Raw genomic sequence first — 22532 nt, 5'->3', positions numbered from 1 at the left:
TCTTGTTCTTGGCCAGTGTTGTGCAAACGCGTCTCTTGATTTGAGATGCTGCGGCTACGGGTTGATCAACATCCAGGTTCGGCGCGCCTGAGCGAAGCTGATGCTGCCAAGCCAGGCGTTGCTCCGGGCTCGATGACCTGCTTGCGAAAGAGATCAGACATGGTCCTTCCCTTTGCGGCACATTCTATCGCGGGGACCTTGGCGCGGGGGCTGGCACAGAAGCTCCTCGCGCACGACGTGGACCGTTTTCGGAGCCGTAATACCGACTCGTACTTCACCCGCGAATCGAGGAGGCAACAGGCGCACCTCGATCTGATCGCCGATCATCAGTGCCTGGCCTGGGCAACGAGTCAGGACGAGCATTGAACCTCGGCCTTTGACGTTCATGGACGAGCGTGCACCAAACCATACACGTCGCACGCTTCGCGCAGTTGACGACTGCTGCCGCTCTCGGTCTCCACACAGTACTCAAGTAGGTCTTCCGGCAGCATGTACGTGACGACTGATTCCAGCGCGCCATCGAGGGCTGGTGCTCGGACTTCCGTGGGCATTCCGGTATCGTGATGCCGCTGACGGGCGCGGGCGCGGGCGGCAGCGACACACGTTTCTTTGGAGGCAAACGGCACATGCTCGTCGTCGCCGTTGACGGAAACGCGCCAGTTCAGAGGTCCCCGCCAGACCACGTCGAAGTGCACAACCCTTGCGCCTACCATCCCTCGTACTCCTTAAGTACACCGATCCTGCGGACGAACTCGTCCCCGACCCACTGCGGGTGGTAGCTGCGACCCGGCATCTGATCTGGATGCATGAATAGGCTTCGCATCTCGCGCTCATCCGCGCAGCCTAGGTCCGGGAACAAAGCCCAGAAGCTGACGTCGATGACCTCATGACTTGGCAAGGTGAGCCACGCGTGTAGGCTCACACGCGCGCCAGGCGCGATGCCGGTACGCAGCATCTGCTCCAGACCTGCGATCGGGGTGCAACACAGTCGCTGGCCGTTCTGTCGGATGTATCCGAGCGTATAGGCCAGCGGCACCTTAAGCTCGGCTTCCAGCATCGTTCGCACCGCCGCGGTGATGCCGAACCGGTGTGTAGCAACGACATCCTCGCCCAAGTGGCCAACCGCACGATGCAGCTGCCACCGAATGGCTGCGATCGCTGACGGTGAGGCGTACCTAGCCGGAAGTGGATTCATCGAGGGCGGATGCAGCCCCCAAAGGATCGAACGCGCCTGAGCCGCAAGGAACACGGCTTCGTAGTGGCCAGCGGCGTGCTGCGACGACCGGTTGCGATGAGTGAAAAAAAGCCGGCGTAACCAAGTTGGTAGCTTCCAATGCATCGCCGGGGTTTGAAATTGAGGCACAAAGCGCTCCTGGCCGCCCCTTGCGGGGCGGTGCGGATGGGGTCGGGTGGTTGTGCGACTAGACCGTGCGGGGCGCTACGGTGCGGGTCTGATCTTGAGATTGCTCTTGAGCCAGTTGGTCTTGACGTTGGTTGGCTGCGTCGATCTGCTGGATCGACTTCTCGACCGGGATCTGAGCCGCAACTTCGGTGTTGACCAGGGCCCGCTTGTTTGCCGGATCGCGCAGATCGCCTTCAACGACGAAGATGTCAGCGCCAGACTTAGCACCTACGCCTTCGACAACGTGGTCGATACGCGTCAGTCCGCTTTGCTTTGCATTCGCCAGCAAAGCCGCGACGTGTCGTTCGCCTGATTCATCGAAGGGCATGCCGCGCTTGGCGAAAATGTCCTGAATGCCCGATTTGATTGTCTCGTGCATCGAATGATCGGGATGGCCTGGCTGGGCGGGATCGCTCGCCAGTCGGCGACTGTCCTCAACGCCGGGACTGGCGTCACCATACTGTCGGGGCATGGTCCTGCCATTGGCGATGTCTTCTTGAAATGCTCGCGAGATGCGGCTCATGTCGTGCCGCTCGGTGACATCCGCGCCTAACGCGGCACCTTTCGACAGATACTCCACCCATTTAGAGCCTGGGCCGATCACCTTGCCCAGTGTTTGATCTAGCAACGGCGTTTCTGCAATCGCGCCTCCAATCAGCCCAACTGCCCATTGCCCGTGCTCGAGTACGCCTTGGCGGCCGGCGAGGCTAGAGACCGACAGCTTAGGACCGATGTGATCGCCGGTGCGTTCGTTCACGACGCTGTTGTTGACGGTGTAGTTGAGCAAGCTGCTGTGTTGAACTGTTCCGTGCTCGTAAGCCGGAGCGCCGGGTGGTGTAACACCGTTCTGCTTACACCAAGTTCTATATTCCGCAGATTCGATAATGTTCTTTGCACCTGGCGCATCGAAGGTGCGCCCGCCCCAGCCGAACGTATGCGCGACAATCTGCGCGTGTGCGCCGCCGAGCGAATGGCCAGTGACTTCGATCTTATGATCGGCGCCGTACTTCCGTTGCATCGCGAGGGCATAGTTCAACGCCGCTTCGATCTGCGGGTCCCAGTCTTTCGCTCCTCGGCCCAGGCCACTGGCCACGTGATCTACCGCTCCACGTTGTACATCGCCCATTTGCTTCTGGGTGCGCTCTGTCTTCGGTCCGGACACACCGATTGCACCGAGAAGATCACCATCGGCTGCCAGCTTGATGTTAGGGCCATACCAATCCTGAGCTTCATCGCTGCCGCGAAAGGCCAGCACGATGCGTCGCTCAGGGTCGTCTTGCTTTTCGAAGGCCGCAACAGTCAGGCCGTTCTTGCGGTCATCTTCGAAGTTGTCCCGTTGAGTCGATTCCACTTGACCTAACAAAGACCAGCGCTGGGGGAGTGTGTAAGACGGGCTTTTGCCGTCACGGGCAGCAACCAGGTCGGCGTGATCGCCATATGCTGCATCGGACAGCATCGCGTAGGCGGCGTCTTCCTTGAGGTCAAGCATGGCTCCGGGGAAGATCGGGGTGTCGTTCTTGCTCATTACACTGATTCCTTGTGCGGGTGGATCGTTTTACTTTGTGGGATCGGCTTCGTTATCTAGGTCGTAAAAATCAATCTGTACATGCGTCTGCCCTGGCTTGATGCGATGGCTCAGCTTAAATGCCGATTTGGTCGCAGAGGTGTCCGGGCAGTAGAAGCTTGAGGGAGTGTTAGGGAAGTTTTTGTCGTAGCTTTGCACTTTGCAAGGAATGATCACTGGGGTGTTCAAGGAATTCTCCTCGACAGGGCATTTGCGATGGTCTCCAGACCTCGGGTTGACGTCGCAGCCTGAGGAGTCCGATTCATCGTGATAGAAATAGTAGGCATGGATTACTTGTCCGACGCCTTTAGCTTCCTCGTCTGGCTTGCCGGTCCTCCCGACAGCGGCGTTGACCTGCGCCAGCGTCCAGTTGCAGACGCCCGGTAGGTAATTGTCCACGACGAGGGTCGCCTTGTAGCGGCCGTTCGCGCGCGACACTTCGAGAGGTTCGGTGTGGTAGTTCGGGCCTATGCCCCACTTCGCGCCGGGATGGGTAAAGCAAGTCATGTCCTTCGTGTCGGTTACGTACAGCGCGAAAAGCCTAACTTGCAAGGAGGCGGGCACACGTCCATCAAGTTGAACGACGTGCTTAGGCTTCTTGTTGAGTACGCGCGTGATGTCCTTTCCGCCACTGGCCTGCGGCACATCCGGAGACTTACAGCCCGCCAACGCGGGAACCAGCACTAGTGCCGCTGCAAGGAGACAGGTAGCGACTCGATTTTTCACTTCATTTCGTCCATTCGTTGGCGCCGCAAGCAGCGCATTGAAAATTGACTGGCTAGAGTCGGGTTTCGCAAGCAGGGGCAACATCGCACAGATGCTCAACGTCGCAGCGCAGTGCTTTGTGCGAGTAGATAAATGCTGTCGAGTACGCACAAGAAACAACGATGACGACGGCGTAGACAGTAAGAGCTTCCGGAAACATGTAAGCCAGCTTCACCGACAACAACCACAATGCTTGCATTCCAGCGACCACCCAGGAGGCGACCGCTCCCGTTGCTAGGGTCACGGCCCGTCGCCGGATCGGTGCGATCGCATCGATGCGTGCATTTCCCCAGCGGACAAAGATGTACTGATAAAGCGCAATGACGAGCCGGGACCGAAGCAGCGCGAACCAGATGTGGCATGCCAGTGACAATGCTGCTGTGATCCCGGCGACCACAACCATCTCGCTGACCTGCAACTTCACCGCAATCGTCAGAATTACTATCGACAGAATCATCGCGAGAGGCGCCGCAATGGCCGACGCATCAACGGCCTTCTCGTCGCCGAGCCAGATGCGAATGTCGGGGTTAAGCGCATTGCCGTTCATGTCAGTTCCCTAGAGATAGCCGGCGACGATTTCGACTGATACTCACTTGAGCCGATCCTATTGCTGCAGGACCGGTTTGGTGCAGGCCGAATAGATGACCTCGCATGACTTGCCTGGGTTGACTGATTCGCAACTAGCTATGGCGTCACGTCCAGTGCCGTCGATGTCAGGTCCACGTGCATAGCCCCGTTTCGACAGCTCACCTTTTACAGAGCGATCTATCTCTGCTATGGCAGCGCATTGGTGGTGGTATGCGAGCACAACCTCGCAGCCAGTCACTCCGCCCTCCCGGCATAACTCCAGGGCATCCTTTTTGGCTCTAGACTTGGTCAGCAGGTTCTTCGATACGCCGATGGCGCCCCCGCCGGCCTGTACCGCTATGGCTCCCCACGTCTTGACCCATTTCGGTCCAGGGGGCGGGGACTGCTCGCCCCCTGGGATGGGGATGCACGAGTTCAAACCCGATGAGTTTTGCTCGTAGTAGCCCTCGGGGCATCCTCTTTGGGCAAACACCTGTAGAGGAAGCAGAGCCAATAGCGTCAATGACAGAGTCATTCTGTTCATGAGTTTCATCCAAATGTTCAACTAGTCGCGCTGCCGGATTGTGGTTGTGGACCTGTCGATGTCATTGCTCCCAGCGGGGGCGGCACGCGTCGAGTGGTTGGGCACAACGGCTGGACCCGCCTGCGGCCCAGGATACTGAGGATGGCCTTGAGGGGGCGCCCTGTCGCTACCCCTAGCGCCACCCCCGCCGATTTGTGAGTACGGATTGAAGTTTGCGAGGAGGCCCCTGAACAACATCGCTGCCGCAGGCGGCGCGCTGAGGATCAGCATGGTCAGGATCAGGCCGAGAATGCCTTGCATCTGAACTACACTGTTGATGCCCTCCGACGCAGTGCCCATACCCAGCAGTCTCGATAGCCCCTCCGTCGCCCAGAAGGCACCCGCGAGGGCGAGTGTGATGTCCATCGCAAGAGTCACTGCCACGCTGAGGAACGCCATAGACATCAGCGTTCCCAGCAGTGCATTGAACCAGCCTTTGAACAGACCTTCGGTCTGCTTGAAGATCAGGCAGAGGATAAAGAATGGGCCAGTACCGAGGAGGAGGGCCATAACGAACTTGTTCAGGATGAGCAGGCACCCTGCCGTAATTGCCGGGCCGCCGACGCCGAGGCCCGCCATTAAACTTGCATCATCTCGCTTCTTGATCGCGACCTGATTGTCGCCGACGTCGAGCAGGTCAATGCTGCTGGTGGCCAGTTGCATGATCGCCAACGCCTGATCAATGTCGTTGTAAACGGTGGCGTCGTCTTGACCGCTTATCGTCCAGTTAATCGTCTGGCTAATGCCGTCCGTCATCGCCCTATAGATCGTCGGTTGGAAGCCTCCCAAGAATCCGGCGACCATCGTGATCAGGACGATCCTCGTTGCATCCACCTGCAGGGCGACCATGGATTCGTGAGAGCGCCCGGTTACGCGAAGGAATCCTTGGTAAATGATCCAGAAGGTGACGAGCGGTGTCACGGCGACGGCGCCAAGCGCACCTACCCGTCGCAGAAGATTGCGCGAGTATTCCGCTATCTCGCCGTCGAGGAAATCCTTGAATAGCGCGAAGAAGCCGAGACTATCGATGCCGTCCGGGATGCCCGCACGCAGCAAGGAACCGAGGGTATCGTTCAAGCTGATAGAGTACAAATCGAACATAATGTCTAGTCCAGTGAGGTAGGGGAGTCCGTTCCGCCAGATCAGCGCTCTCGGCGTTTGGCGACTTCAAAGGCGGCCTTCAGCGCAGCAGCGCGCATCCCGCCCTGACCAAGGCGCTTGATATCGAGCTTGCTGCCCGACTGTTCGCCCTCGATGACGGCCTGCGCGGCTTTCGAGTGCTCAGACTCAAGCACTCTGACTTGCCCGCCGTAGGCTTCAAGCATGTTCTGTGCGTTCTGAAGGTCCACTTGCGTTCGGGCCTGGAACGAGAGCAGTCGGTTGTTGTTCGACTGGAGTCGCCCGGCTTCATCGGGCTTGATCCCCGAGCGTTCCTTATAGATATCTTTCAGCTCGCCTTCGCGAGCTTCGGTCAGCTCCTGCAAGTCGACCATCGCATTGAACTGGCGGTTCTGGGTCTGAACCAAAGCGGTGCAGAGTTCCTTCTGCTTCAGACCTGGGTTCTTGATGTCAGTGCAGCGTTCCGCTACGCCGTAGCCAAGTGCGCGCCGGTCGAGCTTGACCTTCACGCCGTCTCGCCCGATGTATGACATGCCAGCGACGAGTTGCTGGTTGTACTGCTTCTGCAGTTCCTTGTACTGATCGTTCAGCTTGTCATAGGAGCGCTTCATTTCCTGAAGCTGTTTGATGCTTTCGATAGTGTTCTTCGGATCGAACACGATCTGCTGTGCATTGACGCTGCCCCACAAGCTGGCCGCCACTGCTACTGCGATTGAAGCCCCCCTGATGGAGCGACGATTCACTCTGCTGCGATTCTTCATACCGACTCCACTTCCCTTTGAAAATTCAGAGACCTACTTGGCGATTGATCAGCCGCTCTTCTTTGTCGCCTTGCGATCATCCGAAGCGGCTCGAGCGTTTACTCATCCATCAGGTAGTCCAATCCATTTGCGTAGAGGTAAGCCGTTAGGCCCGCTTCTTCGCTGATTTTCAACTTGTCCATGGCTGTGCACTTGTGGGCTGATAGCGTCTTCTTCTTCAACTCGTACAAGGAGCAGATTTGTTCTCTCGACAGCCCTTTGCACAGGGCCACTACCACGTTACTTTCGCGTACCGTCAGATCCCACCAGTCGCTACTCAGGTTGTTTGAGGTGTCCAGCGTTTCATCGATGAATCGATCGCCGCGAAGAACGTTGGAGATCGCCCACTTCAGCCATATGGTCGGGCTAGTCTTGAAGACGTAGCCCTGCACGGCGTGGAAGATAAGCTCCTGAGCGAGGTGTGGGCTCGTATAGCCCGTGTGAACGATCACCCTTGCGAATGGAGCGCACCGCTTCAGCTCCTTCACTAGCTGGAGGCGCTTGAACCGTCCCGGCATCAACAGCTCCGTCACAATGACGGCGCTGGCGTAGTCCGGTTGAAGCGCCAGTTCCAGAAGCTGATCACCCGTAGCGCACTGCCAGACATCTTCAGGAGGCGGTCCGAACTGCGACTTGATCAGTTCGGATACCAACAGCCGCATTGAGGGTTGATCATCAGCAACGATGTACTTCATTCACAAATTCCCTTTTCGAGAGCTTCGGCCTCCGGCCTCGGGTGCGACGTAGGTAGTGTTGCCCCCTGCTCGCGTGAATGTCGATACGGGAAAAATCCAAGAAGTCCGAGCGTTTGCTCTAGGTAGTCGGGGCCCAGCGCGACCGAATTCGGGTTCGGAAGCTGAAAAGCAGTGGTTTCCTGCAACTTGATGCTGCACTGGCGTATGTGACGAAAAGCACGTTTCCATGCTCTGTAGGGTTTTTCTGACGCGCAATCGAGCCGCATTCTGAGGGGGAAGGAACGTCCCGCTTCGTCGCTGGCATGTGTGATTTTCGTGCTGTTTCGTAAGCGCATTGGTTGCGGCACCGGTCCAATCGTGTGGTCGGATACGGCCGCAATTCCCGAGATAAGTCAACAGCATCAATAGCTTATGTTATTAGGTGAGGAATCACCGGGTGAGGGCTGCCGAGGTATTCGCGCACGCTTCGCTCTAGCTTCTTGGATATGTCCAAGAAGTCCTTCACATCTAAGCCAAGGGCACCTGCGAAGCGGGTGGCGGCAGTCGCGCCGAAAAAACGTGCTCCCGCAAAGCGAGCGAAGGTTGCCACGTCCAAGCGCCGCAAGCAGCCCGATGAACTGCTCAAGCTGGTCGGTGCCCAGATCAGAGAGGTGCGGAGGGAGCGAGGGCTCAGCGGCGATCATCTCGCCCATGCCATCCCTCTCGACCGGGCGCACCTTGGGCTCATCGAGACCGGCAAGATCGCGCCCAACATTAAGACGCTGGTGAAGATCGCAGCCGCTCTCGAATGCGAAGTAGGAGATCTGATCCCCTACGTTGAAGACTTGCTGCCCCACGCCGATTGGCTTGAGGAGTAGCCTGGCGGCCGTCAAGGACGGAGGGGAGGAGAGCCATGCAGAAGGATTACTTCTGGTATCTGCTGACGGCGGCTGTAGTCGGTGGGCATGTAATGGCTTGGCTGGCCTCGCGTCTTTTCGCCAAGCGCTGCTACTACACCGGCGTTGATCACCAGCGCTGGTGGTCAATGGGCGTCATTGGCTGGGCGACGCTGGCGGCCTACTGGTGCTTGCTGCCCGGCATCTTTATTGTGCTAGGAAGCGCGAGTCCGAGGGCTTGGCTCGGGCTGGTGCCGGGGTTGGTTCTGGCGTCGTTTGTGGTGCTGCGCTTCAAGAGGTACTGGCGCTCAACACGGTGACGGTTAATCCGGCACGCCGTTAGAACGCCGCTCTTGGGGGTCATCTACGCCATCAAACCGCTCTATTTGGTCCAGCGCTAAGCCTTTGAAAACAAAGGAAACGCGAAATCGACCATTGGACCAAAAAACCAACGGGCAGAGAAAAGAGGGGACGAGAGACCGGATTCGGCCGGAAGTTGGCCGGTGCGGCGAGGACCTAGGTCCAACGCCTGGCGCGGAAACCCTCGGAAATAAGGGGTTTTCCGTTGCCGATGAAGTCGGCAGAGACTTTCTGAAGTGGGGGAGTTGGCGCGCCCAGGGCGCGCGGGCTCCAACTCTCTTGATGGGCTTAAACCGGCTTGAACCGGCTTAAACCGGCTCCTGCCGGTTGGCCTCACGCCGCCGCGTCCGCCGCCGTGTCGCCTGCGCGGGTACTGGGTAGGTCGACCGCACGGCCTAGGCGAGGGTAGGCCCGGTCGCGGCCGGAAGGCATAACTCAGTTCTGCAGACGGGGTGTGGCCGGCATCGATGACCAAAGCCGAGGATCTGGCGCCCACTGTCCGTCCCCCAGTACGGCTTCGACCAGGTGGTGCACGGGATAACCGAGGTGCTCCGCCGCTGCTTGGCCGCCGTCGTCCCGGTCGGCGCTCAGGACAAAGGCGACGAAGGCGTCATGCTCACGTGCGGCCAGTCCGACGATCTTCTTGGCAAGGTCGTAGGACAGCAGATTGCCGTCATCGGTGCGGTGAAAGGCGGCGCCGGACCAGAACTCCTGGATGTGCTCGGGAGTCCAGAACGCGGCATGCTTCCGTGCGATTTCTAGCGGCGAATAAAGTGCGGCGCGCGGGTCGGCCAAACGCGGAAATAGGCTGTGCTCGGTGTTGACCGCGATGCCTTCGTTGAGCCAGGTCGGGATACGCAGATGGCCCAGCAAGGCGTGAGTCAGTTCGTGGGCAATGGTGGGTTGCATGGTGTCGGCGTCGCCCTCGCACAGGGCGAAGTGGCCGTAGCCGGCGTTTACGAACATGCCGGCCGACAGCGCATATTCTCCCCCTTCGGGGTAGTAGTGCGCGATGTAGTCGTAGTATTGGTCGTCCTCGGCGAACATCAGGCACACATGTTTCCCACCGCCGATCGGATGAGCAAGCGGACCGAGATTGCGTACGACCCAACGTCGCGCGGTCTCGCAGAACCTCAGAAACGGCTGGGCCTGGGCCGGTTCGAGTGACGTCAGCAGCAGGAAGCGCTCGGACGACAGCACGTGGTAGTCGGGGCCGAGCCCCTTGGCCAAGGCTTGCAGCCATTGGTGCGCAGCAGCAGTCCAGAACACGTCGCGTTCGGCATCGGTCCAGTCGGGTCGCTCCGCTTCGGCAATGCGCTGCCAATCCGCTAGGGGCTGGCGGGTATCCGCCAGCCAGTACATGACGACCTCGGGCGATTCCGACGGGGATGGCGGATGGTCGGCCGGGCGTGCTGTAGCAGCAGGTTTGAACAAATGGCGCAAGCGATTAAGCATAGTCGTGAGCACAGGTGGTGGGCGCCAGCGACACGATCACTGGGCCAGTGTGTCGGAATACGGTGCGAGCGCGCTGGCTTCAGTTACGCGCCTGCTCGCCATCGAGTGCCAAAAGTCCAAGTGGCCGTCCGCGCTGGGGGGCTGGCTTGGACTGTCGATCGGATTGCACCAAGCCAGGGAGCGCTATCACCAGCTGCGCCAATAGATTCCATCTCTCACCGTCATGCCGTATTTGGACCTTAAGCCGACGAGCTTAAGGACGCGAAACCCGACGACGTCGAACCCCGAATCAGAAAAGCTTGAGCGATGGCGATCCCAGGCAGACGCTTGCCAGTCTCCAGCGCACGCGACTTCGACTCTCCCGTTACGCAGTACCCGCTCGGCCAAGCTATCCGCGGGGACAGGCATGGTGCCGCCAGACCATGGAATTACACTTCCGGCTGAAGCACGCGCTTCGCTGAACATCATAATGATAGATGTAGCCCCACGGACAAACAGTTCGCCGCGGCTCCCCATCCAGCCACCATGAATTGCCTCCTCCAGCCGCGAGGTGTTCTCGTCGTAACGATACAGCTGAAAGCTGTCTTTAAAGAAAAGCATGGCGCACTCCTTTGCTATGAGAAAGAACGTTTGGTGGTCGAACTTACGCTGGAAGTCAATTAGGGCAAATGGTGCCACTGCACTTGCTACGTGGGAAGTGGCTGGAAACTAATGCAGTTCGTTGGCAGCTTAAGCGCGTACTCGGAGTGGCGGAGTGGCGGAGTGGCGGAGTGGTGGAGCGGCGGGCTCGGCGCCGGACCGGTCCGGGTGCAGATCGCTCCGGCCAGATGCGGTCAGCGCCAGCCCGAAGGGAAAACGGATCGCGCCAGTGCTCGGCACCGTCAGGGTTCGTCCGTTGCGGACACCCAGCCTACCGATCGAGCCCATTGAAGGAGTTCGATGCGGCTCCCGATGCCTAGCTTTTCAAATGCGCGACTCCGGTGCGTCTTCACCGAATTGACCTTGATGGCCAGGCTTGCCGAAATGCTCTTGTAGGAGTGGCCGTACAGCAGGAGACGTAGCACATCCACTTCACGCGGACTGAGTTGGCCAGGGGTGTTTGAAGTCGCTCGCCCTTCGTCCTGCTGCTCGGCGGCGGCTAAGAACTCCACGAAGCGCTGCCCTGCGGCCACGTGGCGAATCGCGCGCACTACAGTCGCGCCACAGGTCTTACTGACGAAGCCCATTGCCCCCGCGGCCAACAGGCGTCTGCGAATTTCCGGATCTTCGGCCATTGACACTACGAGAATCTTCAGCCCCGTGTCCGTGTTCAGTAGGGCATTGATAATCACCAGCCCGGTTTCATCCGGCAGGTGATAGTCACATAGCACGACATCAGGCGTGACTCGCGGCACATTATCGATGGCGGCAGCAGCGTTACACGCTTCGCCAACCACTGCAATGTCCTGCTGATCCTCCAGCAAGCGCCGAAGGCCAAAGCGGATCAACTCGTGGTCATCCACAATGAACACTCTGATCACAGCGGGTCCTGGCTATTGTCATCCATGGGGGAGGCGACTTAGCCAAAATAGTGCTAGAGGGTTCAAGTCAAATTTTCTGAATTTGCTGAAGAGCCCACCTGTTTGTCACCCATTTGGGCGACACGTGTCGCCCAAATGGGTGACAAGCAAATCAGACTTTCCCTACATTTTTTCAATTTCATCGCGAATAGACTTGTACGGCTCGCAATTGCGAGGTATCAACACACGCCACGGAGGGCATTATGCACAGGCAACGGATTTCGACTACCGCACCCGCAAGGATCGCAGCAAGGCCGCTCGAGGCTCGCGGAGAAAACACATTCACCGTCTACGACGGAGTGATGGCTATCCGCGATGGCGAGCTGACAATCGCTTATGTCGCCGAGACCACACTGCCCTCCGGTGAGTTGCTGAGCGAGACCTTTCTGCTAGGCCGTCGCAGCGCAGCCACTGTGATGGCTCTGGCTATCGCCGAGAAACGCCAGCAGTTGTCCCGAGCCCATGTGGAGTCGGGTCGGCGACAGAATGGCGCCAAGCCGAAACGCGCCGGGCGTGTACGACCCAAGCCAAAGCTCAAGGTGATTAATCCCAAGCGCGAAGCCGCAATCGCAGCCGGGATCATGGCTTACGAAGTCGTCACCGGTCGCGAGGACCGCATAGAAAGCATCCAGCGCCTGCCCGAAGAGCTCGGAGTAGGGGGGTGGCGCGTTTCCAAGCGCCAACGAGGGCGCAAAGTTCGCCGCATGTTCCTCGACACCGCCTATGGCGGTGCAGCACCAGCGTATGCCCAAGCTCTGATTTTCAAAGAAGGGCCGGGCGCACCAAGACCTTCGGTAGCGCCGTAATCGTAAAAGTATTTCTGTGACCAAGGAGTGGGTATGAAGCATCGCAGCAGAGTGAAGCGTCGCTCCGTCAGGGGGGCTGTGGGAACCGTCGTAATTGCGTTGAGTCTGGTGGCAAGCCAAGCCAATGCACAGCTGGTCGTCAACGATCCAGTCAACTACGCAGCGAAGCTGCAGCAGATCGCAAAGGACGCGGCCGAGTTCGGAAAGAATGCCAAGCGGTGGACAGATACGGCGAATCACTACCAACAGCAGCTCATCCGACTCCAGCGCTTGAACTTCGGTCAAGCACAGATGACCGACACCTTCCCGCCGAGGCAGGCGGACTACGGCATGGAAGACATGTGCCCCGGAGAAGGTGGGATCAAGGAACAACTCGCCGGGGCCTTCAAGATGGCTATGCCGAAACTGGACGCGAATGTCATCAATGAGCAACTGACGGTGTGTCAGCGCATGGTGTACGCCGAGAACATGAAATACAACGAGTCGGTCCAGATGCTGCGGACGCTGATGCTCCGCAATGTAGAGTTCAAGCAGATTGAAGCACAACGAGACGGCGCCGGCTCACGGCAGGGCGACCTCGCTGCGAACGACAACGAAGCCCAGCGATTCATGCTTCGTACGTCGATGGAACTGGACTACTGGCAAGCGCGAATGAAGGCATACGACGACTATGTCGAGGCTCTCAAGTGGGATCAGAGTCGCCTTGCCAAGCGAGCGCTCAACGGCAACAGGGGCAAGGGGCAGATCCTCGGCAAGATTATCCAGGCGGGCGTACTGAAGGCGGCGCTCTCGCGATGAACCCGCGTACTCGTACTAGCAACTGCCCTTCTGCTCTCTTCGACCGGACCTGACCTATGGATATCTTTTCCCTGGACGGAATCTTCCCGTTCTTTACGCCGAAGGCTCAAGGCGGCGTCTTGGACTTCGCCTTCTTCAAGCTCATCAACGACTACTTCAGCGAAGAAATAACCACCTTCGGCTTCAAGCTCATGCAGCGGATGATGACGTGGGTAGGTGGACTCGCGCTCACCCTGGCTACGCTGTACTTCCTGGTGGCCGGCTATCGCGTTGCAACGGGTCAGTCCCGTGAGCCGATGATGGGACTCGTCACCAACAGCCTGAAGGTGGTTTTGATCCTGTTCGTCGCCACCGGGATGACCTTTGGTAACGTCAATATCTACAACCTGCTCACCACGGGCCTCGACGCCGAAATTCACGAAACAATCAGCGGCGAAACGGGCAAAACTTCTGTCGCAGCCATTGATCAGAACTTGGCCTACATGCAGATCGCCATGAGCGCCATCGATGCCGTTCAAGTGGTCGACGGCGACGACGAAACAAGAGAGCAGAAAGGCCGCGCTTTGCTCATGGCCGGGTTCGGCACCGCAAGCGTCCCCATGACTGTTGGTGCCCTTACACTGATGTATCGCTTCGGTATTGCCTTCTTCGTCGGCTTGGCGCCGCTGTTCATCTTATGCTTGATGTTTGAACAGACCAAGGAGTTGTTCAAGAAGTGGTTGATGTCGGGGATAGCGACCTACTTCGCGATGGCAGCGCTGAGCGTGATGTCCGCTATCGCCCTGAAGTTCATGGCGAAGGTCGCCGTCGCCTTTTGGGTGTCCAAAGCATTGAACGGCATCCTGGGCTTGGAGCCTGAAGGAATGACCTCGCTGGCAATTCAGCAAGGCGGTATTGGGCTCATCGTCACGGTTCTTCTGATCTCGGTGCCGCCGATGGTGGGTACGTTCTTCAACGGGGCATTGGGCAGCTTCTCGCACTACTCTGCCTTCAGCGCTGGCGCATCCAGCCAGCCGGGGCCGCAGGGGCAGCCGCCCGGCACGTACGTTCCTCCTCGTAATCCGGATGCCGGAGCCGCGGACAGGGGCAAAATGCAGGGACCGAGCTACGACCCTGGTCGTTACACGCCAACCGGGCTGAATGACTCAGCAAACAACAACGAGATCAAGAAGAAATGAACATTAAATTTCTCATCGCGGGCTGCGTCCTGCTGTGTTCTGTAGCCGGAAATGTAGCGGCGGAGGCCGGCTGCCCTCCGGGCATGGTCCCCTACCGGGGTGGAACGGACCCGAGCGCATGTGGGCCGATGCCCCAGGGACCGGCACCAATAACACCCAGTGGGCCAGGCTGGTCATCGCGCTGGGGAGCGATCGCGTCAGACGAAGTTAACGGAATTATGGGGGCAGTTGATAGTCGCGAGAGTAAGCGGAAGGCGGGCAAAGACGCATTGTCCGAATGCCAAGCTCGCGGAGGGAAGAAGTGCAAAGTGACACTGTCTTACACCAATCAATGCGTCGTGACAATTCAAGGCAATACCGGGTCCACCGACGCTCATGCAGCAACAATCGAGTACGCAACTCAACTTGGCATGGAGTCTTGTCGCAAGCGCGGCGACTCTGATTGCAACGTCTACTACAAGGCATGCAGCTTGCCCGTTCAAGTTCGCTAGTCACGGGCAGCGAGGTCGTTCATGAAAAAGCCACGCCTAAACCTGAGCGAGACAGAACGATTACTTCGTCCAGCGTCGCTCGCTGTCTTGTCTGCCCTTGTTCTGCACATGATGTCTATGTCGGGACGATGCTTTGAGTGGGCAATCGAAATTGATATGCCGGTGATATCCGCAGCTTTCTCTGCCGGCGTAGGAATCATGCTTATAGTTGTGGCGGTGGCATGCATCTGGCTTCTTCGACTCAGCGGATTTTCTGGTGAGCAGTCACCTTCTGCGGGCGCGGGCAGGAAATACGATCGGCGGAATACGCAGCTCGCGATCTTCGCTGCGTCTATATGCTCGCTCGCGGCAGGTGTTACTTTTCTATCCATTCCTTATGGGAGCTTAGGTCCAACCGGCAATGGAGCCATCGTCGTTACGCAGTTTGCGCTCGTTATGGTCGGCCTTTTCTCTGCGATCAAGTCCTTACAGTTCGGAGCTGCATCCATAGCCACCGCCACGGCTCTGAAGACTCTCAGCTCTCGTTCCTTTTAGTGCCGGCGCACCACCTCGTCGGTGCGCCTCATCATCGCGTGTTGGAGCTTTATCAACCCAAGGTGGGAGAAAAAAATGTTGATCGCACGTAAATCGCTTCACCTGATCTTGGCTGCCATCGTTGTCGTCACGGCTTCACAGTCACTGCAGGCTAAATCGCCCACAGCGAACGGCAGCGCGACCCAGGCCCAATCGGCGTCCAGCTTGACCTTCAATGGCGCGCGCTATGCACACCGCTGGTCCAAGGGGACGCAGCACGAATTCACTCCTGTTGGCCAGGAAGATCTTTCTAAGTGGCAGGACATGATCACTTTGGTTCCGCGACAAGATGCTCACGATGGACAGACCTTGGCCTCGCTGGCTGAGGCCACGCTGGCCACCTACAAAGGCGCGGGCCAGATCATCAAGACGGGCTCGACACCTCTGACGGCGGATAAGCCTGCCGAGTACCTGCTCGTGGCAGTTCTGCCGGGGAAAGGATTCTTCGAAACGACCTTCGTTCGGTTCAAATTGATCAATGGCGTTGGAGTTATGTCCATTTACGCGCACCGGAACTACGGCGAGTCCGCCGCAGAGGATTTTGGAGCTTGGATCAAGGCGAATGGAGCGGCTGTGGAGAAGGCTCTAATGGACTGGAACGGTATTCCAGCCCCAGCGAGCTTGAAGACACTGCCTCAGAGTCCGTGACCCAAAGCGATCGGGGGACGGGAACCAAGTTAGCACCGACGATTTGATCTGCCTGCTCCCGCCGCCAATAATCCAAGACCGTCTTCGACAAGGAACCCACCTTGCACATCGTCCGCTCCAAACTTACACGTGTATTCGACGCGCGATGGGCGGCCCTGGTCCTACTGGTCTTCCTCGTAGGCTGCCTAGCCCCGTCGTCACCCGGCCAGCAGTCCTCGCTCCCCGTCGCCTCTTGGTTCCCCGGCAACCCGAAGGCCCAGGCGCTGGCCGTAGCCGCCGAGCATGGCAATGTCGCCGAAATCCGCCGCCTGATGAAGGACGAGGGGGTCAACCCCGACAAGATCTTCTCCAAAGACGGATACCCACTGCTTGCTTGGCCGGTCATCACAAACAACCCCGATGGGTTGAAGGGGATGCTTGAGAACGGAGCAAACCCCAATGCTCGCTTTCCGACACCTATCATCGAGAAGTTCAAGGACGGCAGCGAAAGCGTGTCCTACGAAAACAACGCGATGGTCTTTGCGGCGAAAGCGAACGACCCGATCTACCTAAAGTTGCTTTTGGATCACGGCGGAGACCCGAATACTCGCAACTCCAACAGTGAAACTTTGATGCTTCAAGCCTTCCTCTCAGGCAACGAATGGGAGAGCGTGAAGCTCCTTGTCGAACGGGGTGCGGATATCAATGCGCGCAGTCAAGGTTCAACGATCTTGCAAGACTATGCCGGCGGTGGTGGATTTATGCAGGCTTACTGGCTCCTGGAGAAAGGAGCGAACCCTACGGTCAACTACCTACAGAATCCAGCCACGCCCAATCAATCGCACATTATTGATGCCATTTTTTGGCACCCCGGCAACCCCGAAGACCCCACCTGGCAGCGCAAGTGTCAGCAATGGCTGCTGCAACACGGCTACAAACGAACGCCTATGCCGGATCACTTGCGGAGTATGCGCAAGAACCTGGGATTTCCCTACGAAGAACGTGACGTTCCCTTGCTTTAACGCCTCACACCGTCCGAATGGAGTCAACGATGTTTCCCACGGCAGAAGAACTCAAGGAACGCCAAGGTCTGCTTAAGCAGTTGCGCGATAACGGCGATCCTGCCGCCCTCGCCAAGGCTGATGAACTGCGAATCCTCTACCACCACGACAACATGGCTGTCCTGGCTAAAGATACCTATTTCTCGGCAGCTGAAAAGCATGCCGATCCCGAGTTCCAGAAATCACCGCCGGGCTGGGTTCGTGCCAGCGAAAACCTTGACTTGCTTCGCGATCAAGCCCCTGGGTTGGCAAGGATGAATGACGCCCAGCTTATGGAATATCTGCGACCCAAGGGATCGGGCTTTCGCGCCGAAATTTACCTTCCCGACGCTAGCGTCCTTGGACCTGGGTTCAAGCCGGTGATCGCCCCTAAAGGATCTTCGGGTGTCATCGATGGCAAGAATGGCAAAGAAGAGACCATGGCTGAGGACTTCCTCGCCAATAATTTTCCGCAGTCGGTCGGCATGAAGACTGATTTCTATGATCGTGCCATGCGCTTGGCTCGTGACATGCAGTTCGCCGGTCTAGATGCCGAATACGCGGGCCACTCGCTCGGCGGTGGCATGGCCTCGGCTATGTCGGCGGTCACAGGTCAGCCCGCGACTACCTACAACGCCTCGGGCTTGCATCCGGACACCGCCGCACGCTTCGCACAAGAGAATCCCGGTACTCGCGTCTACGATACTTCTAAGATCGTGACGTCTTATCAGATCTCCGGCGAACTGCTGAACGACGGCATTCAGTTGCAAGTGCACCGATTCGATGCTCACCGCCGTGAGCAGATGGCCGGCGTTCTGAAGGAAGCTTGCGAGCTGCTACACAAGGTGCCTGAAGGTCAAGCAGCGCTTCAGTTCGGCCTTTCTAAGCTGGTACCACCTCATGCCGAGAGCGCTGTGGCGGGGTTCGTCAAGAAGTTAGCCGTGGACGACACCGATCAACTGCTGAACGAGTTGCCGCTGGCTGCCGGCCAGTTCAAGCCATTGGACTCTGTAAAAACCTTCAAGGATGGGCAACTGGTCGATCGCACCGACTGGATGACTCTGCAGGAGTTGTCCACCTTCGCCGGCCCCGTGCTCGATACGGCCCGCGTCGCTGCTGTTGGGGCTCACATGGGCCACCGGGCCGGCGAAGTGCCGGCCGCCTTGGGCCGTAGCGCTGCGCAGGGACTGGACACCACTGGCGACCTGGCAAATGCAGCGTCCAGGAAGGTCGCTGATTTCTCTGATGTCGTAGTCGGTGCCGTGCATGGCCAGATCCAGAACAATGTTCGCCTCGGTGGCGAGGGAGTGGCTAAAGCACGTGAAGTAGCTGGCGCCGTCGACGCCACGATCGATACGGTCCAGGGCGAAGTGCAGGCGCGGGGAGCAGCCGCCGGCGCGGGGCTGCTGCGCGGTATTGGCGGTATCGATGTGCTACCTGATTCCGTTCAGAAGTGGGTCAATCGAAACGCTGACGACTTGCAAGAGGCCGGTCTAGCGGCACGGCAACAGAATATCGGCGAAGCCCAAGAGGCGCGTCGTGAAGCACGCGAAGATGCATCTGCCATCCGCACCGCAACCGAAGGCCGCGTGATTGATCTTGAGCGGGTCGAGGTGGTGGCCGAGCGCGCGAACCGGGTCGGCGTCGAAGGGGTCGGCAAGGCGGCCGACACCGCCTTGGGCTATGCCGGCCTGGAGGTCAGAGCCAGGACACAGACGGCGCCCGCAGCCGGCGCGATCATCGGCGGCACGCTGGCTGGCGCAGCACAGGCCGCGACCGACTCCCACATGGAACGAGTGCATACGGCCGTTGCGGCGGGCATGGTTGTTCCCTCGGGCAACGAGGCGTTCACCCGCCATCTGATGACAGAGACGGTCCTGCCGAGCATGACCCACTACATTCACGAGCAGGAGCGCGCGGTGCGCGCGCAGTTCCCGGGCTTGACCAGCCCTAAGTCACCGGAACCCGCGGCGCCTTCGGTCGGCGGCAATGAGCGCTCCGGCGTGCTCCCAACTCGCGGTCCGGATGACCCGAGCAACGCAAATCACTCCATGCTGGGACAAATTCGCACCGGCATGCGCGCCCAGGATGAGAAGTTTGGTAAGCCCTACGACGAGGGTAGCGAACGCATCAGCCGCTGCCTGCTGGCGGCCTGCAAGGACAACCGGGAAATGCACCCTGGCAAGGACTACTCGTTGGCGGCCAATCAGTTGAACCGCGTAGACCAACTGGTCATAGGGCCCACCGGCAACATTTTCGCAGTGGAGGGCAAGCTCGAAGACCCCGCCAGCAAGCGGGCCGGAGTGTCGATCGAGCAGGCTTTGCGGACGCCGGTTGAGCAATCGGACCAAAAGCTCGAAGCCGCCACCCAGGCCATCGCGCAAGAGCATCAACGCGAGCGGGCGCTGGCTCAGCAACAAGGCCAGCAGCAATCCGGGCCATCGCGCAGTTGACGTAGAAGATGCGCCGCGTACTACGCGGCACCTCCCAACCCGACCTCAGCCGCACCGCTCCGCAAGGGGTGGTCAGGAGGGCTTTGTGTCTCAATTCCAGTCACCAACGTATATGCCCCTCCATTTGCCTAACTGGCTAAGTCGGCTGTTCAAGAAGGGCGGCCGCTCGCCGGAGAATGCTGCTGGCGTGTATGAGGCCAAGTTCGAGGCTGCGCGCGCGCGCACCATCCTTTGGGGTCTGCAGCCACCGCGCTTTGAACCTCTTCCGTTGCGATTCGCATCGGCCGAAGCCATTGCTACCACCCGGCGTCTCCTCGATTACGGGTTGGGCGGGCTACGCGAAGACGTAGTTGCTGCTCAGCGGTTTGGCTTGACCGTCATGGTGCGCGGGATACTGGAAGCGCAGTTGCGCGTGCGCGTCGCCTACACCTTGGGCTACGTCTATCAGAACGGGCAGCGGCTCTGCCATACGCCCATTGAAGGATTGGAGCAGATGCTGCGCACCGGCATCGCGCCCGGTGCGCGGATCAGCCTGCACGCCTGGCTCACTCTGCCGAGCCACGAAATCGTGGACCCGACCTTTTGGGCTGTGTTTCCGGCGCTGTCTGACCCTGGCGAGCGCGAAGCAGGTGGCCTCTTTATGCACCCCGACCAGATGTCCGATCGGACCTACCACCCCCAATGGGTCGGCGACGGCTTCGTCAGACGTATCGGAACACTCAAGGAATACGACGGATGGTAAGCGCAAGGGTTGTGCACTTCGACGTGGTCTGGCGCGGACCTCTGAATTGGCGCGTTTCCGTCAATGGCGACGACGAGCATGTTCCGTTTTCCTCCAAGGAAATTTGCGTCGCGGCTGCTCGCGTGCGAGCCCGTCAGCGACACCTCGATCAGGGCGTTCCTACGGAAGTGCGGGCTCCTGGTATCGATGGCGAGTTGGAATCAGTAGTTACCTACATGCTCCCTCACGAACTCCTCGAATTCTGTTTTGAAACCGAGAGCGATAGCAGCCTTCAGCTTCGAGAGGCGTGCGACGGCTACCGTCTCGGTGCGGCGCACCCATGACCATTAAAGAGCCGGCTTCGATGTTGGTACTGACGCGCAGACCCGGGCAGGCACTAATGATCGGCGACGAGATCGAGGTCCGCTTACTGAGGCCACGTTTCGCGGGCGAAGTACGCGTCGGTATTACTGCACCAAGAACGGTGCAGGTGGTGCGCGATGAGCTACTTTGCCAGCCCCCACGCCAAGGTCCCCGCGATAGGGTTTGCCGCAAAGGGAAGGGCCATGTCTGATCTCTTTCGCAAGCAGGTCATCGAGGCTCAGAGCAATGTCTGGCTTGGAAGCATCAGCCTCGCGCAACCACACCGAACCTGGGTGTTGACCCTACTCGCTAGCGGAATGGGCTGCGGGCTCATTCTGTTTCTGATCTTTGGGACCTATACCCAACGCTCGCGAGTTCAGGGGCGCCTGGTCCCCGCCCAGGGACTCGCCAGCGTGATCGCACCGGCTTCTGGGGTGATGGAGAGCGTGACTGTGACCGAAGGAGATCCTATCCAGGAGCAACAAGTCCTCGGCCTCATTCGAGTCCCGCGCCTGACCGTAGGTCATGGGGACACTTCCGCCGCTCTGCGAAAGATTGTGCAGCAGCGACGAGCCAGTCTCGAAGGCAATCAGGCGGCGCAGCAGGATCGATTGGACGTCGATGAGGCAAGCCTACGGACCCAACTACGGTCCCTGCAGCACGAACTGATCCAGCTACAAGCGGAGCGGAAGACCCGCCAGTCGCAGGCCCGGTTAGCCAACGAAGTATTGGAACGCATGCGCCGGCTTCAGTCGGACAAGTACGTCAGCGACATCCAGATCAAACAGCAAGAAGCGGCAGCCCTGGATCGAGTGTCTGCTTCCCAGGAGGTTGAGCGGCAAGCGTCAACCCTACAGCGGGCTGCCGCTCAGGTCGAACAGGCACTCGCCCAGGTCCCAGTTCAGCGCGCGAGCACGATAGCGGCCCATCGCGGCGACCTGGCCAAACTGAGCCAAGAGGAGATCGACATCGAAGGCGCCGGCGCGCTGAGGATCGCGGCCCCCACCTCCGGTGTTGTGGCTACCCAAGTCATCAAGCCAGGCCAAGCGGTCCAGACGGGGCAGCCGCTGTTTACCCTGCTGCCAGAGGGGAGCACGTTGCGAGCGGAACTTCTGGTTCCCAGCCGCGCGATCCCGACTCTGCGGCCGGGCGGGATCGTTCTTCTCCGCTACGAGGCGTTCTCCTACCAAAAATTCGGCCATCACATCGGCCACGTAACCCATATCGGCCGCAATGCCCTCGGCCCCGCCGAGACCAAGGCCCTGGACTTGCCCGATCCCGATCGACAGCCACTCTATCGCGTGATCGTCGCGCTCGATCAGCAAACGGTCCCAGCGTATGGCCGCTTGGAACCGTTGCGTCCGGGCATGGTGGTTGATGCCGATCTGCTCGGTGATACCCGCCCCCTCTTCCAGTGGCTGTTCGAGCCGCTTTACTCGCTCGCCAACCAAAGCACCGCGAATTCATACCGGCGGTAGTCGCCAGTCCCTGCGCAGGGGTTCTGCGCATCACGAAGTAGAGGTAGCTATGACTCCGTTTGCACTGAAGCAGTACGACAAGGACTTCAACCAGTTCCGCGAGCTGCGCGACGACGAAATCGCCTCCGTCGGCGGCGCCTACGCCTGCCCGGGTGGCAAGGAAACCACGACCACCGTCACCCAGTCCGGCTCCAAGGACGACGGCTGCGATTCGGCCTAAGTGAGCTTCGGGTGGGAGGAGGGACGCGTACCTTCTCCCG

Annotated in this window: 27 protein-coding genes; 14 read left to right on the top strand and 13 right to left on the bottom strand. The window is 59.2% G+C overall.

Going from position 1 to position 22532, the window contains the following annotated elements:
* Window positions 1–153 precede the first annotated feature (153 nt).
* From ACKN61_RS23795 to ACKN61_RS23750, 10 genes are all read right to left on the bottom strand, one after another.
* Window positions 154–327 carry a carbon storage regulator gene (locus ACKN61_RS23795; protein WP_408953899.1) on the bottom strand — a complete coding sequence of 58 codons (174 nt, stop codon included), beginning with the start codon at window positions 325–327 and terminating at the stop codon, window positions 154–156.
* A 56-nt stretch (window positions 328–383) separates the two neighbouring features.
* The gene (locus ACKN61_RS23790; RefSeq protein ID WP_408951538.1) at window positions 384–713 is read right to left on the bottom strand and encodes a hypothetical protein; all 330 of its coding nucleotides are present in this window, start codon (window positions 711–713) and stop codon (window positions 384–386) included.
* Window positions 707–1363 carry a hypothetical protein gene (locus ACKN61_RS23785; protein ID WP_408951537.1) on the bottom strand — a complete coding sequence of 219 codons (657 nt, stop codon included), beginning with the start codon at window positions 1361–1363 and terminating at the stop codon, window positions 707–709. Before ACKN61_RS23785 ends, ACKN61_RS23790 begins: the two co-directional genes overlap by 7 nt.
* 58 nt (window positions 1364–1421) lie before the next feature.
* Window positions 1422–2927, bottom strand: coding sequence for an XVIPCD domain-containing protein (locus ACKN61_RS23780; RefSeq protein ID WP_408951536.1), 1506 nt, complete (start codon window positions 2925–2927; stop codon window positions 1422–1424).
* Window positions 2928–2957: 30 nt separating this feature from the next.
* On the bottom strand, window positions 2958–3776 hold the full coding sequence (locus ACKN61_RS23775) for a hypothetical protein (RefSeq protein WP_408951535.1): 819 nt from the start codon (window positions 3774–3776) through the stop codon (window positions 2958–2960).
* On the bottom strand, window positions 3745–4278 hold the full coding sequence (locus ACKN61_RS23770) for a hypothetical protein (RefSeq protein WP_408951534.1): 534 nt from the start codon (window positions 4276–4278) through the stop codon (window positions 3745–3747). The genes ACKN61_RS23775 and ACKN61_RS23770 overlap by 32 nt, the downstream gene beginning before the upstream one ends.
* 57 nt (window positions 4279–4335) lie before the next feature.
* The gene (locus ACKN61_RS23765) at window positions 4336–4833 is read right to left on the bottom strand and encodes a DUF4189 domain-containing protein (RefSeq protein WP_408953898.1); all 498 of its coding nucleotides are present in this window, start codon (window positions 4831–4833) and stop codon (window positions 4336–4338) included.
* A gap of 30 nt (window positions 4834–4863) precedes the next feature.
* Window positions 4864–5982 carry a type IV secretion system protein gene (locus tag ACKN61_RS23760; protein ID WP_408951533.1) on the bottom strand — a complete coding sequence of 373 codons (1119 nt, stop codon included), beginning with the start codon at window positions 5980–5982 and terminating at the stop codon, window positions 4864–4866.
* A 41-nt stretch (window positions 5983–6023) separates the two neighbouring features.
* Window positions 6024–6761, bottom strand: coding sequence for a hypothetical protein (locus ACKN61_RS23755; protein WP_408951532.1), 738 nt, complete (start codon window positions 6759–6761; stop codon window positions 6024–6026).
* Between the two features lie 98 nt (window positions 6762–6859).
* Window positions 6860–7495 (bottom strand): LuxR C-terminal-related transcriptional regulator, encoded by a 636-nt coding sequence (locus ACKN61_RS23750; RefSeq protein ID WP_408951531.1) that lies wholly within the window; start codon window positions 7493–7495, stop codon window positions 6860–6862.
* A gap of 485 nt (window positions 7496–7980) precedes the next feature.
* Here ACKN61_RS23750 and ACKN61_RS23745 point away from each other — a divergent pair, with 485 nt between their 5' ends.
* Entirely contained in the window at window positions 7981–8352 is a 372-nt protein-coding gene (locus ACKN61_RS23745) for a helix-turn-helix domain-containing protein (protein WP_408951530.1), read from the top strand.
* Window positions 8353–8387: 35 nt separating this feature from the next.
* Entirely contained in the window at window positions 8388–8690 is a 303-nt protein-coding gene (locus tag ACKN61_RS23740) for a hypothetical protein (RefSeq protein ID WP_408951529.1), read from the top strand.
* Between the two features lie 475 nt (window positions 8691–9165).
* Here ACKN61_RS23740 and ACKN61_RS23735 read toward each other — a convergent pair whose 3' ends face one another.
* The 3 genes from ACKN61_RS23735 to ACKN61_RS23725 form a co-directional block, all read right to left on the bottom strand.
* Window positions 9166–10092: a hypothetical protein gene (locus ACKN61_RS23735; protein ID WP_408951528.1), complete on the bottom strand. Its 927-nt coding sequence runs from the start codon at window positions 10090–10092 to the stop codon at window positions 9166–9168.
* A 279-nt stretch (window positions 10093–10371) separates the two neighbouring features.
* Window positions 10372–10785 (bottom strand): hypothetical protein, encoded by a 414-nt coding sequence (locus ACKN61_RS23730; RefSeq protein WP_408951527.1) that lies wholly within the window; start codon window positions 10783–10785, stop codon window positions 10372–10374.
* A 281-nt stretch (window positions 10786–11066) separates the two neighbouring features.
* Window positions 11067–11705 carry a response regulator gene (locus ACKN61_RS23725; protein ID WP_408951526.1) on the bottom strand — a complete coding sequence of 213 codons (639 nt, stop codon included), beginning with the start codon at window positions 11703–11705 and terminating at the stop codon, window positions 11067–11069.
* Between the two features lie 341 nt (window positions 11706–12046).
* Between ACKN61_RS23725 and ACKN61_RS23720 the strand changes: the two genes are divergently transcribed.
* The 12 genes from ACKN61_RS23720 (at window position 12047) to ACKN61_RS23665 (ending at window position 22492) form a co-directional block, all read left to right on the top strand.
* Window positions 12047–12550, top strand: coding sequence for a hypothetical protein (locus tag ACKN61_RS23720; protein WP_408951525.1), 504 nt, complete (start codon window positions 12047–12049; stop codon window positions 12548–12550).
* Between the two features lie 33 nt (window positions 12551–12583).
* On the top strand, window positions 12584–13348 hold the full coding sequence (locus tag ACKN61_RS23715; RefSeq protein WP_408951524.1) for a hypothetical protein: 765 nt from the start codon (window positions 12584–12586) through the stop codon (window positions 13346–13348).
* 56 nt (window positions 13349–13404) lie between these two features.
* Window positions 13405–14526 (top strand): type IV secretion system protein, encoded by a 1122-nt coding sequence (locus ACKN61_RS23710; protein ID WP_408951523.1) that lies wholly within the window; start codon window positions 13405–13407, stop codon window positions 14524–14526.
* A complete protein-coding gene (locus tag ACKN61_RS23705; protein ID WP_408951522.1) occupies window positions 14523–15017 on the top strand; it encodes a DUF4189 domain-containing protein in 495 nt (164 codons plus the stop codon). The genes ACKN61_RS23710 and ACKN61_RS23705 overlap by 4 nt, the downstream gene beginning before the upstream one ends.
* Before the next feature lie 21 nt (window positions 15018–15038).
* Window positions 15039–15551, top strand: a complete 513-nt coding sequence (locus ACKN61_RS23700) for a hypothetical protein (protein ID WP_408951521.1) — start codon at window positions 15039–15041, stop codon at window positions 15549–15551.
* Window positions 15552–15626: 75 nt separating this feature from the next.
* The gene (locus tag ACKN61_RS23695; RefSeq protein WP_408951520.1) at window positions 15627–16238 is read left to right on the top strand and encodes a hypothetical protein; all 612 of its coding nucleotides are present in this window, start codon (window positions 15627–15629) and stop codon (window positions 16236–16238) included.
* 101 nt (window positions 16239–16339) lie between these two features.
* A complete protein-coding gene (locus ACKN61_RS23690; protein ID WP_408951519.1) occupies window positions 16340–17239 on the top strand; it encodes an ankyrin repeat domain-containing protein in 900 nt (299 codons plus the stop codon).
* Between the two features lie 29 nt (window positions 17240–17268).
* Complete coding sequence (locus ACKN61_RS23685) at window positions 17269–19710, top strand: XVIPCD domain-containing protein (RefSeq protein ID WP_408951518.1); 2442 nt, start codon at window positions 17269–17271, stop codon at window positions 19708–19710.
* 85 nt (window positions 19711–19795) lie between these two features.
* Window positions 19796–20452: a hypothetical protein gene (locus tag ACKN61_RS23680; protein WP_408951517.1), complete on the top strand. Its 657-nt coding sequence runs from the start codon at window positions 19796–19798 to the stop codon at window positions 20450–20452.
* Window positions 20453–20771: 319 nt separating this feature from the next.
* Window positions 20772–21005 carry a carbon storage regulator gene (locus ACKN61_RS23675; RefSeq protein WP_408951516.1) on the top strand — a complete coding sequence of 78 codons (234 nt, stop codon included), beginning with the start codon at window positions 20772–20774 and terminating at the stop codon, window positions 21003–21005.
* Window positions 20998–22272, top strand: coding sequence for an HlyD family secretion protein (locus tag ACKN61_RS23670; protein WP_408951515.1), 1275 nt, complete (start codon window positions 20998–21000; stop codon window positions 22270–22272). Before ACKN61_RS23675 ends, ACKN61_RS23670 begins: the two co-directional genes overlap by 8 nt.
* A 49-nt stretch (window positions 22273–22321) precedes the next feature.
* Window positions 22322–22492, top strand: a complete 171-nt coding sequence (locus tag ACKN61_RS23665) for a hypothetical protein (protein WP_408951514.1) — start codon at window positions 22322–22324, stop codon at window positions 22490–22492.
* Window positions 22493–22532 lie beyond the last annotated feature (40 nt).

Origin of the sequence: Lysobacter sp. Hz25 (assembly GCF_046097045.1) — a bacterium.
GTDB classification, from domain to species: domain Bacteria; phylum Pseudomonadota; class Gammaproteobacteria; order Xanthomonadales; family Xanthomonadaceae; genus Lysobacter; species Lysobacter antibioticus_B.
Note: the sequence above shows the minus strand (reverse complement) of the source record. Positions and strands in the feature narration are given on the sequence as shown.

Bases quoted from the DNA above. Each gene is read 5' to 3' on its own strand.
- ACKN61_RS23795 (WP_408953899.1), bottom strand. From the start codon at position 327: ATGATCGGCGATCAGATCGAGGTGCGCCTGTTGCCTCCTCGATTCGCG.
- ACKN61_RS23790 (WP_408951538.1), bottom strand. From the start codon at position 713: ATGGTAGGCGCAAGGGTTGTGCACTTCGACGTGGTCTGGCGGGGACCT.
- ACKN61_RS23780 (WP_408951536.1), bottom strand. From the start codon at position 2,927: ATGAGCAAGAACGACACCCCGATCTTCCCCGGAGCCATGCTTGACCTC.
- ACKN61_RS23775 (WP_408951535.1), bottom strand. From the start codon at position 3,776: ATGTTGCCCCTGCTTGCGAAACCCGACTCTAGCCAGTCAATTTTCAAT.
- ACKN61_RS23770 (WP_408951534.1), bottom strand. From the start codon at position 4,278: ATGAACGGCAATGCGCTTAACCCCGACATTCGCATCTGGCTCGGCGAC.
- ACKN61_RS23765 (WP_408953898.1), bottom strand. From the start codon at position 4,833: ATGACTCTGTCATTGACGCTATTGGCTCTGCTTCCTCTACAGGTGTTT.
- ACKN61_RS23760 (WP_408951533.1), bottom strand. From the start codon at position 5,982: ATGTTCGATTTGTACTCTATCAGCTTGAACGATACCCTCGGTTCCTTG.
- ACKN61_RS23755 (WP_408951532.1), bottom strand. From the start codon at position 6,761: ATGAAGAATCGCAGCAGAGTGAATCGTCGCTCCATCAGGGGGGCTTCA.
- ACKN61_RS23750 (WP_408951531.1), bottom strand. From the start codon at position 7,495: ATGAAGTACATCGTTGCTGATGATCAACCCTCAATGCGGCTGTTGGTA.
- ACKN61_RS23745 (WP_408951530.1), top strand. From the start codon at position 7,981: ATGTCCAAGAAGTCCTTCACATCTAAGCCAAGGGCACCTGCGAAGCGG.
- ACKN61_RS23740 (WP_408951529.1), top strand. From the start codon at position 8,388: ATGCAGAAGGATTACTTCTGGTATCTGCTGACGGCGGCTGTAGTCGGT.
- ACKN61_RS23735 (WP_408951528.1), bottom strand. From the start codon at position 10,092: ATGTACTGGCTGGCGGATACCCGCCAGCCCCTAGCGGATTGGCAGCGC.
- ACKN61_RS23730 (WP_408951527.1), bottom strand. From the start codon at position 10,785: ATGCTTTTCTTTAAAGACAGCTTTCAGCTGTATCGTTACGACGAGAAC.
- ACKN61_RS23720 (WP_408951525.1), top strand. From the start codon at position 12,047: ATGGCTATCCGCGATGGCGAGCTGACAATCGCTTATGTCGCCGAGACC.
- ACKN61_RS23715 (WP_408951524.1), top strand. From the start codon at position 12,584: ATGAAGCATCGCAGCAGAGTGAAGCGTCGCTCCGTCAGGGGGGCTGTG.
- ACKN61_RS23710 (WP_408951523.1), top strand. From the start codon at position 13,405: ATGGATATCTTTTCCCTGGACGGAATCTTCCCGTTCTTTACGCCGAAG.
- ACKN61_RS23705 (WP_408951522.1), top strand. From the start codon at position 14,523: ATGAACATTAAATTTCTCATCGCGGGCTGCGTCCTGCTGTGTTCTGTA.
- ACKN61_RS23700 (WP_408951521.1), top strand. From the start codon at position 15,039: ATGAAAAAGCCACGCCTAAACCTGAGCGAGACAGAACGATTACTTCGT.
- ACKN61_RS23695 (WP_408951520.1), top strand. From the start codon at position 15,627: ATGTTGATCGCACGTAAATCGCTTCACCTGATCTTGGCTGCCATCGTT.
- ACKN61_RS23685 (WP_408951518.1), top strand. From the start codon at position 17,269: ATGTTTCCCACGGCAGAAGAACTCAAGGAACGCCAAGGTCTGCTTAAG.
- ACKN61_RS23675 (WP_408951516.1), top strand. From the start codon at position 20,772: ATGACCATTAAAGAGCCGGCTTCGATGTTGGTACTGACGCGCAGACCC.
- ACKN61_RS23670 (WP_408951515.1), top strand. From the start codon at position 20,998: ATGTCTGATCTCTTTCGCAAGCAGGTCATCGAGGCTCAGAGCAATGTC.
- ACKN61_RS23665 (WP_408951514.1), top strand. From the start codon at position 22,322: ATGACTCCGTTTGCACTGAAGCAGTACGACAAGGACTTCAACCAGTTC.